The organism is Hymenobacter sp. APR13, assembly GCF_000737515.1.
Lineage (GTDB): Bacteria > Bacteroidota > Bacteroidia > Cytophagales > Hymenobacteraceae > Hymenobacter.
Map to the genome: position 1 here is coordinate 1,133,425 of NZ_CP006587.1, position 16,277 is coordinate 1,149,701.

Consider the following 16,277-nt stretch of genomic DNA (forward strand, 5'->3'; position numbering starts at 1 on the left):
CTTCGGCTTGTGCTACTTCAGCTCCTCTTTCCATCGTCTTCGTTATACTCCCTCATGGCCAACGACCTGCTCAACGCCACCATCCATTCCCTGAAAAACGGCCTCACGGGCATCCCCGTCAGCGCCGCCATCGACAACACCGAAACTTGGCAGCAGCAGCTGCTGCAAAGCGGCGAGCCTGCCCTGCAGGACATCGGCCGCGAAATCGGCAACCTGCAGTCACTGCTGAGCAGCGGCTCGCTCGATGCCGCCGCCATTGGCCGCTCGCTCAGCATGCTTGGTGCCCAAACCAACCAGGCCGCCGCCACCGCCGCCGCCGATATGCAGGCCGGCCTGCGCGACCTCGGCGACTTGCTGTTGCAGGCTGGCGGCAAGCTGGAAGGATAGTCTTGGCGCAAGCGTCCATCAAAAAGAAAGGCCGCTCCCAAATAGGAGCGGCCTTTCTTGTATACAGGTAGCGTGGATACTAGCGCTGCGGCGGTACGGTGGTGGTGTTTGTATTAGTGCTGGTACGGCGCGTGCTAGTGCGCTGCCGGCGCGTCGCAGCCGGGTTAGGCACCGTAGTGGTGCGCTGGTTGATGGTACGGTCCTGCATGGTAGCCGGCTGCTGCATGGTCGGCTGGTCCGTGATGATTGTACCAGTACCTGTCTGACCGGGCAGTGTAGTACCCGTGCCCATCTGCGTGGGGTTGGTCGTGGTGGGGGTGCGCTGGTCGAGGGTACCGGGGTTGGAAGGTGTGGTGGCCGGTACAGTGGTTTGATTCATGGTGCCGCCGCGCTGGGGCACCGAGGGAGATACTTGAGCCGTAGCCGCCACAGAGGTAGTGAGCAGCAAGGCAGCGAAAAGCATGGACTTTTTCATATCAGGAAAGACAAGTCAAATGGAAGTAACGGGCGCTGACAGTACGCTGCGCCCTTGTCCTCTTCATACGCAGACTAGGCTTGACCTGACTAGATCCGAAGCACTTATTATCTGTTCATAATTCTGAAATTCAGCATTTTATATATAAAACAGCTCTACTATAACGGCCATTTTCCTCCGCAATCCAAGCCGCCCAGCCCAGCAACTGGGCTTGCCAGAAACAAAAAATTCTGACCGTGAAGCCAGAATCTGATGAGGTAGTAGCGGAAGGGCAGCTGCCTTATACAGCCTGGTTACGCGGTTGCTGCTCGGCCTGAAACTGTGCTAGCAGCGAAGGGCTGGCCAGCAGCAGTGTGGCGTAGCCTTTAGGCATTTCGGAATACTGCAGGCGCAACTGTGGGTTTTGCCAGTACTGTCCGGAAGCCGTAGCGGCCGGCCCGTAGGCTTTGGCCAGTAAATTCTGAATACCCCGGCAGTTGGCTTCGCCTAACACCCGCACTTCAATGCAGCACAGTTGGTCTTTGTAGAAGCCATAGCTGACACCGGTGATGCGGTAGCCGCCCAGGGTCAGTGTTTCGTCGGAGCGGCTGAAATAGCTGATAGCGGATGATGCTCCCAAGCGTTGCTCGGGCACCAGATTGCGAAACTGCTGGCGGGGCATGCCCAACCAGGCAGCATGTAGCGCAGCCGGCAGCTTAGCTACCCGAAACTTGGGTGCATGCTGGTCTGCAACTACAGGGGGCCGACCAGCCTCAGCGGCAAACGAGCACAATAGCAGCAGCAAGTAGGTCAACCCATGTTTCATAGCCTCAGCAAGATAACAAAGACTGCAATATTTCCGGCTATTAGCTCGCCCTTCACGCAACTTTTCGCTGCCGCTGGTGTCCGGGTGCGCCGAAGGAAACCAAGCCCTAGGTGCTATTTGATGAATGGGTCCGAAAATAAAAAACCCGCTCTGCAAGATGCAAAGCGGGTTTTAGTGGAGCCGCAGGGATTCGAACCCTGGTCCAGACAAGGAAGGCGTCGAGCTTTCTACGTGTGTATCTATGCTTGAATTTTCGAAGGAAACCAGGCGCACATCAGGCCCTTGATTTCCCCTTATCTGTTTGAGTTTCGCGCAGGCGTCACAGCGCCACCTACACTATCCTAACTCTTACGACGCCCCGAACTCACCCGTGAGAAGGATTACGGGTGCGGGACGATGACAATGCTTAGTACCTAGACTAGGCAGCCATGGCGTAGCTATACTCGCCAGTTGTGTTTTGGACGGCTTTTTTGCGGGAGATTCATCCAACTCCCGACACGCTTACTCGCGACATGCACAAGCTGTCAATTCCGGTCGGCCCCAGATTAGAAAGAACGATACCCGCCACGAATAGCGGGGTGCGAATGTACGCACATCAGCCGGTAAACGTTGCCTACGACCGAAAATGTTCCGTTTTGTTATGCCGACTGCAGGGAGGAATCTGGAGTGCTCATCCAACGATTCACCCAAATTCCTCCCTGCGGTCGGCATGACAGCTTACTTCACGGCTACCTTATCGGGCTGGAAACCGGGGGCGCCGGTTTGCCACAAACCGAAGGCCATCAGGTCGGCAATGCTTTCGAACTGCTTGAGGCGGGAGTCGCCCATGCCGTGGCCGGCTTCGTAGTCGGTGAAGAACAGGACGGGCCGGCTGCCGGCGTTGCTGGCCTGCAGACGCGCCGCAAACTTGGCCGGCTGCCAGGCAATTACGCGCGGGTCGTTGAAGCCGGCCGTGACCAGGGTGGCCGGGTATTGGGTGCCGGGCTTGAGGTGGTGGTAGGCGTCCATTTCCAGCAGGGCGCGGGCCTCCTCTTCCTTGGTCATGGTGCCGAATTCGGGTACGTTGACGGGGCCGTTGGGCGAGTTTTCCATGCGCACGGGGTTTAGGCAGCCCACTTCCGGAATGGCCACGGCAAACAGGTCGGGCCGTTCGGTCATGGCCCGGCCGATGAGGATGCCGCCGGCGCTGCCGCCGTTGATGGCAATTTTACCGGGCGCGGTGTAGCTGTTCTTGGTCAGGTACTCGGCGCAGGCAATGAGGTCTTTCCAGGTGTTGGGCTTGGTGGCTTTCTGGCCGGCCTTGTGCCAGGCCTCGCCCAGCTCGCCCCCGCCCCGCACGTGCGGGCAGGCCAGAATGCCGCCCTGCTGCGCCCACAGCAAAAACGGTGGCATAAACGTGGGCTCCATGGAAACGGAATAGGCTCCGTAGCCCACCATCAGCACCGGGGCCGAGGCGTCGCGCTTCAGGCCTTTCGGGTAAATCAACGACAGCGGCACCTGTACCCCGTCGTGCGAGGGCACCAGCACTTCCTCCACCACCAGCCCGGCAAACTCCGGGTACTCCGCCTCCGACGACAGCGGCTCGGCCGTGAACTGCCGGCTGGCCGGGCTGTAGCGGTAGCGCTGCCGGTCGGTGGTCCAGCCGCCCAGCGTCACCCACACGTCCGACGACTGCGCGTTCTTATTGGTCAGCTCGATGCGGCCGGCGGCGCGGGGCAGCTTCAGCTCCTGCGCGGCCTTCCCGCCCCGGGGCACGAAGTACAGCCGGGCCTCCACCCCGTTGCGGCTGCGTACGAAGTACACGCCGTCCTTGGTGGTTTTCAGCTGCTCGTCCATGATGGATTCGTCGGCGCTTTCGGGCACCAGCACCTCGGCCGCGGCCACGTTGGGGCGGGCGGCGGGCATGCGCATGAGCTTCTGCCGGGGCGTGTTGCGGGCCGTCACGAAGTAGATGTGCTGCTCGTCGGTGACAAAGTTGGTGACTTCATCGGCGGGCCGGAACAGGGGCTGCCACGGGATATTGGGCTTGGTGAGGGCTGCCGCCGGGGCGTAGAACACGTTCAGGTAGCGGTCCACGGAGTACAGGAAGCCATAGGCCTGCTTGGTGTCCCGGTCGATGCCCGCGTAGGGGTAGTCGGAGGGCTTGATGCCGAGCTTCGGGTAGAGTTTGCTGGAGAAGATAACCTGGTCCTGGGCCACGGGCGTGCCCAGGCGGTGCAGGCGGCACTGGGTGTTCTGGCGGGCGGCCATGTCCTTCAGGTCGCCGTTGTTGTAGGGCAGGTAGGCCAGGGTCTGGTTGTCGGGCAGCCACTCGCCGCCGCCCCGGTTCAGCGGAATCTGCTCGGGGAAGAGCTTGCGGGTTTTCACGTCCATGATCAGCGTGCGGCCCAGCTCACTGCCTTTCTCGCTGATGCCGAACGACACCTTGGAGCCGTCGTGGCTGGGCGCGAAGCCGTTGATGTTATACAACTTACCTTTTTCGTAGGCTTCGGGGTCGAAGAGCAGCACTTCCTGGCCCTTATAGCCGTCGCGGCAGTAGAGCTTGGGCTGCTGGTCCTGGGGGCGGGATTTGTAGTAGAAGTACCGGTCGTTGTCGGCCACGCGCAGGTCGGATACGCGGGCGGCCTTGCGCTTGTCGATTTCCACCATTTTATCAATCAGCCCCTGCCGGCCCGGAATGGCGTTGAGGGTGCGGCGCGCGTACTCGCTCTGAGCTTTCATCCAGGAAGCCACGGCGGGGTCCTGCAGGTTTTCGAGGTTACGGTACGGGTCGTCTACCTTCACCCCAAAATAGGTATCGGAAGCCGGCCCCGTGGGCGCGGCGGGCACGGATGGCTGGGCCAGGGCGGCGGTACTCAGCAGCAGGCCGCCCAACAGCGGCAACAGAACGGGGTGTTTCATGGGGAAAACAAGTAGGGAAAACGAAACAATCAGCAGCACCTTCACCGTGGGGCCGGCTGCATTGCCCCAAATCCAACCGAATCAGCCGGTTACTGCTTTTAAAGAGAAAAAGCAGTGTACCTGACAGGTGCTTCACAACCTGCTGCGGATCGGCGCACAAATAGAAAATAAATTCTATTAAATATAATCATAATCACATCATCGTGTGACTAGCCGGGCGGCTGTAATCCGGCAGTAAATCCGGCAGTCGGTGGCGGCAGTCGGGCGGAATCGGGCGGGCGGTTGCGTATCTTTGCCCCTAGCTCGTATGGAAAATTTCGTTGTTTCGGCCCGTAAGTACCGCCCGGCCACGTTTCGCAGCGTGGTGGGGCAGCAGCACGTAACCACCACGCTGCAGAACGCCATTGCCTCACAGCATTTGGCCCAGGCATTCCTGTTCTGCGGCCCCCGTGGCGTGGGCAAAACCACCTGCGCTCGGATTCTGGCCAAGACCATCAACTGCGAGTTTGTGGAGGAGCACGTGCGCAAAAGCCGGCCGGTTTCAGAGCTGATTCAGGCCCAGCCCGACATCGTGCCCGACGTGCTGCTGAACGCCGCCGACCCCGACAACACGCCCTTCGAGCTGGAAGCTTGCGGCAAGTGCTCGTCGTGCCGCGCCTTCCAGGAAAACGCCTCGTTCAACGTGCACGAGCTGGATGCGGCCTCCAACAACTCGGTGGAGGACATCCGCAGCTTGGTGGAGCAGGTGCGCTACGCCCCGCAGCAGGGCCGCTTCAAGGTGTACATCATCGACGAAGTGCACATGCTCTCGAATGCGGCTTTCAACGCGTTTCTGAAGACGCTGGAAGAGCCGCCGAGCTACGCCATCTTTATCCTGGCCACTACCGAGCGGCACAAGATTATCCCCACCATTTTGTCGCGGTGTCAGATTTTCGACTTCAACCGCATCAAGGTGGACGACATGCGCAACCACCTGCGCTACGTGGCCACCCAGGAGCAGATTCAGGCCGAAGACGATGCCTTGCACCTGCTGGCCCAGAAAGCCGACGGCGGCCTGCGCGACGCCCTGAGCATGTTCGACCAGATGGTGACCTTCTCGGGCCACAACCTGCGCTACCAGGACGTGGTGCAGAACCTGCACATTCTGGACTACGAGTACTATTTCCGGCTGATTGACGCCCTGCTGACCGAGAACCTGTCGGCCACGCTGCTGCTGCTGGATGAGGTGATGCAGCAGGGCTTCGACCTGCACAACTTTGTGGTGGGCGCGGCCGAGCACCTGCGCGGGTTGCTGGTGTGCAAAGACCCCGTAACGGTGCAGCTGCTGGAGGTATCCGACAACATCCGGGCGCGCTACGTGCAGCAGGCCCAGGCCGCTCCCCTGCCCTTCCTGCTCTCGGCCCTGAACCTGGTAAGCCTCTGCGACCGGGAGTTCAAGCAGGCAAAAAACCAGCGCCTGCACGTGGAGCTCACGCTCATGAAGCTGGCCTACCTCAACAGCGCCGTGCAGTTTGCCCGTGACCTGCAGGGCGGCGTGGCCCTGCCAGCCGCCAACGGCGAGGCGAAAAAAAAAGCCCTGATGCAGCCGTAGCTCCCTCCCCGGTAGCAGCACCACCATCGGCCCCGCCGTTGGCCCCAGCCACACCCGCCGCCAACGGCCGCCTCGTAGCCGACGGTACGGCCGAAGCCCCCGCCGCCTACAGCCGAACTACCAACTCGACTCCACCTGACCTAAGCACCAAGCACCAGGCACCAAGCACTAATAACCTGGCCCACGCCCCCGCCGACCCCGAGCCCATTGTGCCGGTGGAAAGCGGCGTCGAGGAACTGCACGACACGCCCAGCATTGAGGACGAAGCGGCCACCCAGGTGCCCACCACCCGGCAGCTGCGCGACACCGTGCCGCACGTGGAAATCGGGGCGCCCAGCATTGCCGGCCACGAGCCGGGCCAGATGGCTGTGACGGCCGCGCCCATGCCCCCACCCCGCCCCGGTATGCCGCCGGCCGGTAAGCCGCTGGGCCTCGGCACCAAGCTGCCCGGTTTGGGTAGCCTGAGCGCCATGAAGGCCCAGCTGGAGCAGAAGGCCGCCGCCGGCAAAGCCGCCACCGAGGCCGAGCCCAGCGGCCCCACCACCGGCCTGCCCGCCATCAACGACGAGGTGTTGCAGCGCGTGTGGAAGGAGCTGACCGAGGAGCGCAAGCCCATCAGCATGATGCATTATAGCCTGCTCAACCGCCCGGTGCAGGCCAACGAGCAGCACATGATTCTGCTCCGTGTGGATAACCCGGTGCAAGAAGACCTGTTCAACGAGCTGCGGGCCGAGTTCCTAGGTGAGCTGCGCCGCCGCACCGGCTACCCGCGCCTGAACGTGACGGTGGAAATCGTGGAGCGGGTGGAAACCGGCCGCAAGCTCTACACCTCCTCCGACAAGATGGACTATCTGATGGAGAAGTACCCGATGCTGAGCGAGATGAAGCAGAAGCTGGGCCTGGACGTGGACTAAATCACGGATTTTAGCGGGTTGCGCCGGGCAGCTGTGGTGCTACGAATTCCCCGAAGGGGTTCGTAGTACCACTATCGTTGAACGACCATCTGTGACCAACCATCGTTGAACGACCCTCACTTACTACCCATCGTGCAGGCATCAGCAACGATAGTGGTACTACGAACCCCTTTGGGGAATTCGTAGCGCCACAGCCGCCCGATGGCACCGCCTCCAAAATCCGACTAATCCGTTTAATCCGGAGAAATCCGTGATTCTCATAAGCATTTTTTCGCACTTCGCGCCGGAAGGGCTGCGGCGAAGCTTTTTATTCCCGGGGGGTCCGCCTATCTTTGGTTCCTTAATTTCCTTCCCGCTCTGCTTTCCGCGCTGGCCTTCCTGTGAAAAAACCGCTTCTGCTTCTACTTCCGGCCCTGGCCACGCTTGGTCTTACGCAATGCCAGACCAGCAGGCCCGCCGCTACGGCAGCAGCCAGCAGCTCAGCCGCCAGCCCGGAAGCTCCCCGGCAGAAAGAGTACAAGTACCAGACTGTGGAAGGCGACCCGCTCAAGGCGCGCATCTACACCCTGGATAACGGCCTGACCGTTTACCTCTCCGACTACGACGACGCCCCGCGCATCCAGACCTACCTGGCTGTGCGCGCCGGCTCCAAAAACGACCCGGCCACCGCTACTGGCCTGGCGCACTACCTGGAGCACATGGTGTTCAAGGGCACCTCGAAGCTGGGCACCCAGAACTGGACCGCTGAGAAAGTGGAGCTGGCCAAGATTGAGGCCCTCTACGAACAGTACCGCGCCCAGCGCAACGACCCCGCTGCCCGCAAGCGCACCTACCACCAGATCGACTCGATTTCCAGCGTGGCGGCCAAGTACGCCGTGGCCAACGAGTACGACAAGGTGATGGGCGCCATCGGGGCCAAGGGCTCTAACGCCTACACGTCCGTCGAGCAGACGGTGTACCAGGAAGATATTCCGAGCAACCAGCTGGAGAAGTGGGCCGCCATCCAGAGCGAGCGGCTGGGCGAGATGGTGCCGCGCCTGTTCCACACCGAGCTGGAGGCCGTGTACGAGGAGAAAAACCGCGGCCTCGACAACGACTTCAGCAAAGAGTACGAGGCCCTGAACCGCAGCCTCTACCAGAAGCACGAGTACGGCACCCAGACCACTATCGGCACCATCGAGCACCTGCAAAACCCGTCCATCACGGAGATTAAGCGGTATTTCGACAAGTACTACGTGCCCAACAACGTGGCCCTGTGCCTGAGCGGTGACCTGGACTACGACCAGACCATCCGCGTCATCGACCAGTACTTCGGCCGGCTGCAGAGCAAGCCGGTGCCGGCCTTCACGCCCGCCCAGGAAGCGCCCATCACGGCGCCCCTCGTGACGGAGATTGTGGGGCCCGACGCCGAAAACGTGATGCTCGGCTTCCGCTTTCCCGGCACGACCACGCGCGAGGCGCTGGTGCTGCGCATGGTGGATAAGCTGCTCAGCAACGGCCAGGCTGGTTTGATTGACCTGAACCTCAACCAGCAGCAGAAGGTGCTGCAGGCGGCCTCGTTCACCGACATCAACAACGACTACTCCTCGCACATCCTCTACGCCACGCCCCGCCAGGGCCAGAAGCTGGAAGAGGTGCGCGACCTGCTGCTCGCCCAGCTCGACAAGGTGAAAAAGGGCGACTTCCCTGACTGGCTGATTCCGGCCATCATCAACAACGAGCAGCTGCAGCGCACCAAAAGCTACGAAAACAACGAGGCCCGCGCTGGTGCCTTTGTGGCCGCCTTCGTGGCCCGCGAGGACTGGAAGGACTACCTCAAGCAGATCAACGACTTCGGCACCATCACCAAGGAAGAGGTGATGCGCGTGGCCAACCAGTACTACGGCCCCGGCTACGCGGCCATCTACAAGCGCACCGGCAAAGACGCCAACGCCGTGAAAGTGGTGAAGCCGGCCATTACGCCGGTGCCTGTGAACCGCGAAGTGGCCTCCGACTTCTACAAGCAGGTAACCGGCCTGAGCAGCCCCGAGCTGCAGCCGGTATTCGTAGATTATCAGAAGGACATTAAGGAAGTGAAGCTGGCCTCGGGCGTGCCGGTGTACTACACCCGCAACACCGAAAACAACCTCTTCAACCTGTTCTACGTGCTCGACCTGGGCACAAACAACGACCCCAAGCTGGGCCTCGCCACCGACTACCTGCAGTACCTGGGCACCGACAAATACACGGCCGCGCAACTGCAGCAGGAGTTCTACAAGCTGGGCTGCTCCTTCGCGGTGCAGAGCGGGCAGGACCGCACCACCGTCAGCCTCTCCGGCCTCGACAGCAACTTCGAGCTGGCTTTGCAGCTGTTTGAAAGCCTGCTGGCCGCGCCCAAGCCTGACGCCGCGGCCCTCAAAAACATGGTAGCTGGTGTGCTGAAGTCGCGCCAGGATGCCAAGCTGAACAAGCAGGTGATTCTGAGCCAGGCCATGGTGAATTTCGCCAAGTACGGCCCCAAAAACCCCTTCACCACGCAGCTGAGCGAGAAAGAGCTGAAGGCCCTGAAACCCGAGCAGCTCACCGCCACTATCAGAACCATCCCGACCTACCAGCACCGCGTGCTGTACTACGGGCCGCGACCTGTTAATACCGAAGACAGTAAGGCGTCTTTAGAAGAGAGTAAGAAATACCCAGACAACCTTATAATAATTCTGCCAGGCATAACAGATGCCTTACAAAAATACCACCGCGGCCCGGCCAAGCTCACGCCCGTACCAGCGGCTAAGGACTTCGCGGAGCAGGCCATGAACCAGCGCAAGGTGTACTGGGTGGACTACAACATGGTGCAGGCTGAAATCCTGTTTCTGACCAAAGGCACCATCTACGACAAGGCCCTGGTGCCGACCACCAGCCTCTACAACGAGTACTTCGGCGGCAGCATGGGCAGCATCGTGTTTCAGGAACTGCGAGAGAGCAAAGCGCTGGCCTACTCGGCCTCGTCGCGCTACGCCAACGCCGACAAGGCCGGCCGCAGCAGCTACAACCTCAGCTACATCGGCACGCAGAGCGACAAGCTGCCCGAGGCCATGGCCGGCATGAACACGTTGCTCAACGACATGCCCGTGGCCGAAGCCAACCTGCAAATCGCCAAAAACGCCATCCGCAACAGCATCGCCACCGAGCGCATCACCAAGGCCGACATCCTGCTCAGCTACGAGCGCGCCCGCCGCCTCGGCCTAGACTATGACCTGCGCCGCGACGTGTACGAGCAGACGCCCAACATGAGCTTCCAGGACCTGCAGAAGTTTCAGCAGGCCCGCGTGAAAGGCCAGAACCAGACCATTCTGGTAATAGGCTCCAAAGACCGCCTCAATTTCAAGGAGCTGGCCAAGTACGGCCAGGTCCAGCAACTTACCCTGAAAGAGATTTTCGGGTATTGACGCCGGCTGACCGTCATGCAGAGCGCAGCGAAGCATCTCGCGTGCTGACGCCGGAGTGGTAATACCATCCTGGCGAGATGCTTCGCTCCGCTCTGCATGACGTTCAGAAAAGCGGCCCCACTCAACTAAAACCCTAAGTCCCAAAGTACCTTCAACAATGGCAGAACAGAAAATCACCATCAAAAACGGCAAGCTCAACGTGCCCGACCAGCCGACCATTCCTTTCATTGAGGGCGACGGTACGGGTCCGGACATTTGGGCGGCTTCCGTCCGCGTATTCGATGCCGCAGTGGAGAAGGCCTACGGCGGGTCGAAGAAGCTGGTGTGGAAAGAGGTGATGGCCGGGGAGAAGTCGTTCAAGCAGTCGGGCAACTGGCTGCCCAATGATACGCTGGAGGCGTTCCGCGAGTACCTGGTGGGCATCAAAGGCCCCCTGACCACGCCCGTGGGTGGCGGCATCCGGAGCCTGAACGTGGCCCTGCGTCAGGAACTGGACCTGTATGCCTGCGTGCGCCCCGTGCGCTGGTTCGACGGCGTGCCTTCGCCCGTGAAGCATCCCGAGCTGACCGACATGGTCATCTTCCGCGAAAACACCGAGGACATCTACGCCGGCATCGAGTACATGAACGGCACGCCGCAGGCCCAGAAAATGCTGGAATTCCTGCAGGATGAAATGGGCGTGAAGAAAATCCGCTTCCCCGAAACCTCCTCGTTCGGCATCAAACCGGTGAGCAAGGAAGGCACCGAGCGCCTCGTGCGCGCCGCCATCAAGTACGCCATCGAGCACAAGAAGCCTTCGGTAACCATCGTGCACAAAGGCAACATCATGAAGTTCACTGAAGGCGCCTTCAAAACCTGGGGCTACGAGCTGGCCGAAAAGGAATTCGGCGACAAGGTGTACACCTGGGCACAGTACGACAAGGTGCTGGCCAAGCAGGGCCAGGAAGTGGCCGATGCCCAGCAGAAAGCAGCCCTCGACGGCGGCAAAATCCTGATCAAGGACAGCATTGCCGATGCCTTCCTGCAGCAGATCCTGCTCCGCCCCTCCGAGTACTCGGTGGTAGCCACCCTGAACCTGAACGGCGACTACATTTCCGACGCGCTGGCCGCCATCGTGGGCGGTATCGGCATTGCGCCGGGCGCCAACATCAACTACCTCACCGGCCACGCCATCTTCGAGGCCACCCACGGCACGGCGCCCAAGTACGCCAACCAGGACAAGGTGAACCCCGGCTCCGTGATTCTGAGCGGCGCCATGATGCTGGAGCACCTGGGCTGGAACGAAGCCGCCGCCCTCATCTACAAAGGCCTCGAAGCCGCCATTGCCGCCAAGCGCGTCACCTACGACTTCGAACGCCTGATGGAAGGCGCCACGCTCCTCAAATGCTCGGAGTTCGGTGACGAGATTATCGCCCGGATGTAGTAGCTTGGCCGTAGCCAATTAACCACTGAAAACCCCGCGTTGGCTGTCAGGCTGGCGCGGGGTTTATTGTTTTTATAACCGTGAAAAATAGCAGGCGCGCTTATTACTTCTTCCTACTAATCTTGCTGCTATCCATTTCAGCATGCAACTACAATCCACATGCTCCTGCTGACTTCTCAGTTCATTTGAATTACGGAAATGACGAAGTGTATCTCAGCGACACTGCTCAGACTTTTACCAGAGAAATCAGTTTTTCAGGTGATACCACGGTCAACATTAGCTTTAGTCGTCTACAAATAGATAGTATTTATAAAGAGTTAGTTGGTGTAAACTACTACGCACTACCCGCGAATATCACAGCTCTATGCACCGAAAGAGTTATTCCAAATGGTAGCCGGACCACATTAACAATATGTGAAAATGGCAGGACGAAGCAAATCATTTATGATGACGGCTGTCACCGCTATGACTCAAATGATATTAAAGCCAAAAATCTGCGGCATATTATAGCTGTGATTATCCATATGACGGAAAGAAAACCGATGGTAAAAAATCTACCGGAATCAGGTTTTATAAACCTCTAAACTCATCTGGCGCGAGTTTAGCGCCGCGTAACTCGTAACTAACTCAAGAATAATTCTCAAATCGTTTTCGCTCTATGCGTACCCTTTTCCAAATAGTAACAGCTGTTGCGGTAGCCTTTGTAGCTACTCCAGCTATAGGCCAGACTACAACGACACCCTGTGATACCGCCAAAGTGTATTCGTATGCCCAGGGCATGGCGACTTTCCCGGGCGGTGAGTAGAAGATGAACAAATACATTGCGCAGGCCATCAAAGCGGCCGGGCCGCTGAATGCGCCCAAAGCAAAGGGCACGGTGGTGGTCGGTTGCGCTTTCGACTGCAATGGCAAGATGCTGAAGTCGATGCTGGAGATTTCCAACGACGCTGCCACGCCTGCCATGCCGGAGGCCTACCAGCAGCAAGCACTGGCCATCGTAAAGTCGTTTCCAACCTTCCTTCCGGGCTACCTCAACGGCCGTACCATCTGCACCTTCATCAAAATACCGGTGCAATTCAGGTAGCGTTGGGCTGCCTCTGCACTCGGCACAGCCGAGCGCGTGCGAAGCGTAAAACCAAAACAGGGCACCCGGTGGGTGCCCTGTTTTGGTTTTGGGAAAGCGGATATTATTCGTCCTCTATCAGGTCGAAAGCCAGTTTTTCGGGGGCTACGACATCAGGATAATTACTGCCGCGCAGCACCAGGGTGTAGGCTTTGCCGGGCACCAGCGTCACGGTCTGGTTGAACAGCGGGTCGTAGTTGCCGTTGGTGCGGGAGGCGTAGAGCGTGTAGGTGCGGGCGTCCACGGCCTGATAGCCGGTGATGGAGCCCCAGGCCACTTCCGGGTAGAGAGCAGCAGGCGCGGCCGCCTCCTCAATGCGCACCGGCGTGGATTCGGCCGCGAGGTTGAGCACCCGCAGCTGGGCCTTGCCGGCCACGGGAGCCGGCAGCGCCGCCTCCTGCACTACCCGCGCCGACGTCTGGCCGCCGTTGCTGTACGTGAACAAAGAGTAGCGCTGGTCTTTGGCAATCGGCAGCCGGCTGAACGACACCCAGCCGGAGCCGGAGCTTACGGGCAGCGCCACCTGCACGGCCCGCTCGCCGGCCGCCAGCGCCTGGTAGGGCGACGCCGTAGCAATGGCGGCAGCGGGCCCCAGCGGCTGAAAATCCACCTGCAGCTGCACGGCGCCCTGCTGCACGTTGCTGCCGGGGCGCACGGCCAGGTTGTTGACCACCCGCACGTAGCCGGCATTTGCAATGGGCGGGGTTACGGGTGCCGCTGGTGCGGGCAGTTCGTCGTCTTTGGCGCAGGCCGAGAACAGTATGGCCGTAGCAGATAGCGCGAGGAGTAGGGCGTGTTTCATCGGGGTAAATGAAAAAGGTAAAATAGTTCCCGTCCGGTGCCAAAATCTGTGCCAACTGTTCCCGGCGCGCTGTCTCTTCCTGGTCATGGGTCAGCATCCAGCAGGTAGCCAAGCCCTGCCGGAGCGCCCCGCCTGAAGCGCGTTTAGCACATTATAACTCATAGCCAGCCCCTTATATGGAGGCGGTGCTTCCACTGCCGCAACGCGGCAATCTGGCCCCGCGGCATCTGGCGGTTCTGGCGGGCGAGTTGAAAACTCGCTTCATGAGCCGGTACACATTAGGCTGCGCTGAACTCATGCAAGCGCAAACACGCCTCGTTGCTGTTCTGTCAAGAGCAACCCAATCACCGCTAGCTACTGGCCCAAGGCTCCGAAGTCTCGCAGCACTGAAGCCACAAACCGCTGCTGCCCCTCACTGAACGGTGTTACCCGGGTCACCAGCGCCTGCCAGCGTTCCAAGGTTTCTGCCTCCGTCAGATCGTAGTTCCAGTGGTAGTGGCCATGCTGCAGCACCAGCTTGCCGCGGCTGTCGCGCCACACGTAGGTCAGCAGGTGCTCGTCGGTGGGCAGGTGCAGCACCTGGGTGCCTTCGTCGCCCACGCTCACGAACAGGAACGCCTGCCGGTAGTAGCACAGCGTGCGGTGGCCTTCCTTATCGGAGGATGACAGCGCGCCGCCGCCTTTCAGCTGTTGCAGTAATTGCTGCTGGCACTGCGCCACGGTAGCCCCTGCCGGCGCGGGCAGCCCCCAATTGCCATAATCTTGTTTAGCCATAGACCCAAGGATACGGAATACCGGCGTCAGTGGCCCCAGACGCTACCAGGGCGAGAGTTGCCGCCCCTCTCCCACCGCGCCGCCAACTAGCGCCACGATAACCGCTGCCCCGGCCCGCTCGTACAGCCCTCATTATCCACCCCCTGACTTTCCAGACCATGAAATCTTCCCTGTTTCTTTCGGCCCTGCTGGTGGCCGGCGTAGCTACTGCTTCGCAGGCCCAAACCACGCCGGCTCCTACCACCACCAACACCCCCGCCACCACTACGTCGCCGTCGGGCGTGCGCCAGGGTGCCACCATCGAGACCCAGCTCGGCACCGGCACCCGTGAGGGCAACTACGGAGCCCCCGCCACTTCCGGCGTACCGGAGCGCACTGCTCCCACCACCACCCAGCCCCAGGGTGCCACCATCGAGACCCAGCTCGGCACCGGCACCCGCGAAGGCAACTACGGCGCCCCCGACCCCGCCACCATGCGCCCATCCGACAAGCGCAAAATGAAGACCAACAAGACGAAGACCAAGATGTAGTTTCCCGCTTCGGGCTAGCCCATCCGGCGCCCCCGCCGCTGAAACTTGCCGCTCATCCGGCAGGCTCGGCGGCGGGGGCGCCGTTTTGCGTGCTGCCGGGCCGTTGGGTTGGTTACGCTGGTTAGGGGGTGCGGTATTATTCCCAGAACGATATTTTTTCGCGGCGTCAGGGGAATATTTCTTTTCCGATGCACGTTATCCGGCCATCCACAACCAAACCTCCTTTACAATGCGCAAACATTCTTTTTCCGGACTAACCGCCGCAGTAGTACTTAGCACTATTTCGCTAATCGGTTGCAACAAGGACCAAGACAATGCCGCCCAGCCCGCCCAGCTGGAGCAGGCGCAGGATGCCAAAGCTGAAGAAGCCTACCCCGGCCAGACCGGCGCGGCCAAAGCAGGCGAATGGGGCGGCCAGCCCATCAGCTACCAGGAAATAAACGGCGAGAAAGTATACGAGGGCGACATTCTACTCACGCAGGAGCAGGTAGAAGCCAGCCAGAGCCAAGACCCCGGCCGCCCCGGCAGCGCCGGCCGTACCACGGGCCGCTGGCCGTCGGGTGTGGTGTACTACACCATTGATGCCGCCCTTCCCAACCAGGCCCGCGTGACAGACGCCATTGCCCATTGGCAGGCTAACTCGCCAGTGCGCTTCGTGCCTCGCACCACCCAAACCAACTACGTGACGTTTCGGGTGGGCTCGGGCTGCTCCTCCAACATCGGCATGATCGGCCGGCGCCAGTATATCAACCTCGCCTCGGGCTGCTCGACCGGCAACACCATCCACGAAATCGGGCACGCGCTGGGCTTGTTCCACGAGCAGACCCGCACCGACCGGGACAGCTACGTGAACATCCTGACCCAGAACATTCAGGCCGGCTACGAAGGCAACTTCACCAAGTACACGGGCCTGGGCTACGGCGGCACCGACTACGGCGTGCTCGACTTCGGCTCCATCATGATGTATGGCTCGTTCTCGTTCTCCTCAAACGGCCAGCCCACCATCACCCGCAAAGATGGCTCTACCTTCAACATCCAGCGCTCTGGCCTGTCGGCCGGCGACAAAACCGGCATCGACGCCATGTACTAGCACCTGCAGCCGGGCGGCACTGCTGCCGCCCGCACGAAAA

13 protein-coding genes, 1 other RNA gene and 1 pseudogene are annotated in these 16,277 nt (G+C 60.5%); 9 read left to right on the top strand and 6 right to left on the bottom strand.

Annotation, left to right across the window (positions count from 1 at the left end; all coding sequences use genetic code 11):
* Positions 1–54 precede the first annotated feature (54 nt).
* The gene (locus tag N008_RS04790; RefSeq protein WP_044014159.1) at positions 55–387 is read left to right on the top strand and encodes a hypothetical protein; all 333 of its coding nucleotides are present in this window, start codon (positions 55–57) and stop codon (positions 385–387) included.
* 79 nt (positions 388–466) lie between these two features.
* Here the strand turns inward: N008_RS04790 and N008_RS04795 are convergent, their stop codons facing one another.
* The 4 genes from N008_RS04795 to N008_RS04805 all read right to left on the bottom strand — a co-directional run bounded on the left by N008_RS04795 (position 467) and on the right by N008_RS04805 (position 4,568).
* Positions 467–862 carry a hypothetical protein gene (locus N008_RS04795; RefSeq protein ID WP_044014160.1) on the bottom strand — a complete coding sequence of 132 codons (396 nt, stop codon included), beginning with the start codon at positions 860–862 and terminating at the stop codon, positions 467–469.
* A 280-nt stretch (positions 863–1,142) separates the two neighbouring features.
* Complete coding sequence (locus tag N008_RS04800; protein WP_156109019.1) at positions 1,143–1,667, bottom strand: hypothetical protein; 525 nt, start codon at positions 1,665–1,667, stop codon at positions 1,143–1,145.
* 172 nt (positions 1,668–1,839) lie between these two features.
* Positions 1,840–2,209: a transfer-messenger RNA gene (gene ssrA, locus N008_RS22270) on the bottom strand.
* A gap of 175 nt (positions 2,210–2,384) precedes the next feature.
* Positions 2,385–4,568, bottom strand: a complete 2,184-nt coding sequence (locus N008_RS04805) for a prolyl oligopeptidase family serine peptidase (protein ID WP_044014162.1) — start codon at positions 4,566–4,568, stop codon at positions 2,385–2,387.
* Positions 4,569–4,875: 307 nt separating this feature from the next.
* Between N008_RS04805 and dnaX the strand changes: the two genes are divergently transcribed.
* The 6 genes and pseudogenes from dnaX to N008_RS04830 all read left to right on the top strand — a co-directional run bounded on the left by dnaX (position 4,876) and on the right by N008_RS04830 (position 13,002).
* Positions 4,876–6,159, top strand: a complete 1,284-nt coding sequence (gene dnaX / locus N008_RS22980) for a DNA polymerase III subunit gamma/tau (RefSeq protein ID WP_052381200.1) — start codon at positions 4,876–4,878, stop codon at positions 6,157–6,159.
* Positions 6,160–6,197: 38 nt separating this feature from the next.
* Positions 6,198–7,073 (top strand): hypothetical protein, encoded by an 876-nt coding sequence (locus N008_RS22985; RefSeq protein WP_044014163.1) that lies wholly within the window; start codon positions 6,198–6,200, stop codon positions 7,071–7,073.
* A gap of 380 nt (positions 7,074–7,453) precedes the next feature.
* The gene (locus tag N008_RS04820; RefSeq protein WP_231569782.1) at positions 7,454–10,495 is read left to right on the top strand and encodes a M16 family metallopeptidase; all 3,042 of its coding nucleotides are present in this window, start codon (positions 7,454–7,456) and stop codon (positions 10,493–10,495) included.
* 133 nt (positions 10,496–10,628) lie between these two features.
* A pseudogene (gene icd, locus N008_RS04825) lies at positions 10,629–11,918 on the top strand (NADP-dependent isocitrate dehydrogenase); the annotation flags it as partial.
* A 122-nt stretch (positions 11,919–12,040) separates the two neighbouring features.
* Positions 12,041–12,502, top strand: coding sequence for a hypothetical protein (locus tag N008_RS22990; protein ID WP_156109020.1), 462 nt, complete (start codon positions 12,041–12,043; stop codon positions 12,500–12,502).
* A 224-nt stretch (positions 12,503–12,726) separates the two neighbouring features.
* Positions 12,727–13,002: a hypothetical protein gene (locus tag N008_RS04830; protein ID WP_044014167.1), complete on the top strand. Its 276-nt coding sequence runs from the start codon at positions 12,727–12,729 to the stop codon at positions 13,000–13,002.
* 103 nt (positions 13,003–13,105) lie between these two features.
* On the opposite strand, the gene N008_RS04835 is transcribed toward N008_RS04830, so the two are convergent.
* Both N008_RS04835 and N008_RS04840 read right to left on the bottom strand, forming a co-directional pair.
* Complete coding sequence (locus tag N008_RS04835) at positions 13,106–13,843, bottom strand: DUF4397 domain-containing protein (protein WP_044014169.1); 738 nt, start codon at positions 13,841–13,843, stop codon at positions 13,106–13,108.
* Between the two features lie 354 nt (positions 13,844–14,197).
* Positions 14,198–14,617: a hypothetical protein gene (locus tag N008_RS04840; protein ID WP_044014171.1), complete on the bottom strand. Its 420-nt coding sequence runs from the start codon at positions 14,615–14,617 to the stop codon at positions 14,198–14,200.
* Between the two features lie 158 nt (positions 14,618–14,775).
* Here N008_RS04840 and N008_RS24000 point away from each other — a divergent pair, with 158 nt between their 5' ends.
* Positions 14,776–15,147 (top strand): hypothetical protein, encoded by a 372-nt coding sequence (locus tag N008_RS24000; protein ID WP_044014172.1) that lies wholly within the window; start codon positions 14,776–14,778, stop codon positions 15,145–15,147.
* Between the two features lie 229 nt (positions 15,148–15,376).
* Positions 15,377–16,237, top strand: coding sequence for a M12 family metallopeptidase (locus N008_RS04850; protein WP_081910615.1), 861 nt, complete (start codon positions 15,377–15,379; stop codon positions 16,235–16,237).
* Positions 16,238–16,277: the final 40 nt, after the last annotated feature.

Excerpts from the sequence above, each read along its gene's own strand:
- N008_RS04795 (WP_044014160.1), bottom strand. The coding sequence starts at position 862 with ATGAAAAAGTCCATGCTTTTCGCTGCCTTGCTGCTCACTACCTCTGTG.
- N008_RS04800 (WP_156109019.1), bottom strand. The coding sequence starts at position 1,667 with ATGAAACATGGGTTGACCTACTTGCTGCTGCTATTGTGCTCGTTTGCC.
- N008_RS04850 (WP_081910615.1), top strand. The coding sequence starts at position 15,377 with ATGCGCAAACATTCTTTTTCCGGACTAACCGCCGCAGTAGTACTTAGC.
- N008_RS04840 (WP_044014171.1), bottom strand. The coding sequence starts at position 14,617 with ATGGCTAAACAAGATTATGGCAATTGGGGGCTGCCCGCGCCGGCAGGG.
- N008_RS04805 (WP_044014162.1), bottom strand. The coding sequence starts at position 4,568 with ATGAAACACCCCGTTCTGTTGCCGCTGTTGGGCGGCCTGCTGCTGAGT.
- N008_RS04835 (WP_044014169.1), bottom strand. The coding sequence starts at position 13,843 with ATGAAACACGCCCTACTCCTCGCGCTATCTGCTACGGCCATACTGTTC.
- dnaX (WP_052381200.1), top strand. The coding sequence starts at position 4,876 with ATGGAAAATTTCGTTGTTTCGGCCCGTAAGTACCGCCCGGCCACGTTT.
- N008_RS04830 (WP_044014167.1), top strand. The coding sequence starts at position 12,727 with ATGAACAAATACATTGCGCAGGCCATCAAAGCGGCCGGGCCGCTGAAT.
- N008_RS04790 (WP_044014159.1), top strand. The coding sequence starts at position 55 with ATGGCCAACGACCTGCTCAACGCCACCATCCATTCCCTGAAAAACGGC.
- N008_RS24000 (WP_044014172.1), top strand. The coding sequence starts at position 14,776 with ATGAAATCTTCCCTGTTTCTTTCGGCCCTGCTGGTGGCCGGCGTAGCT.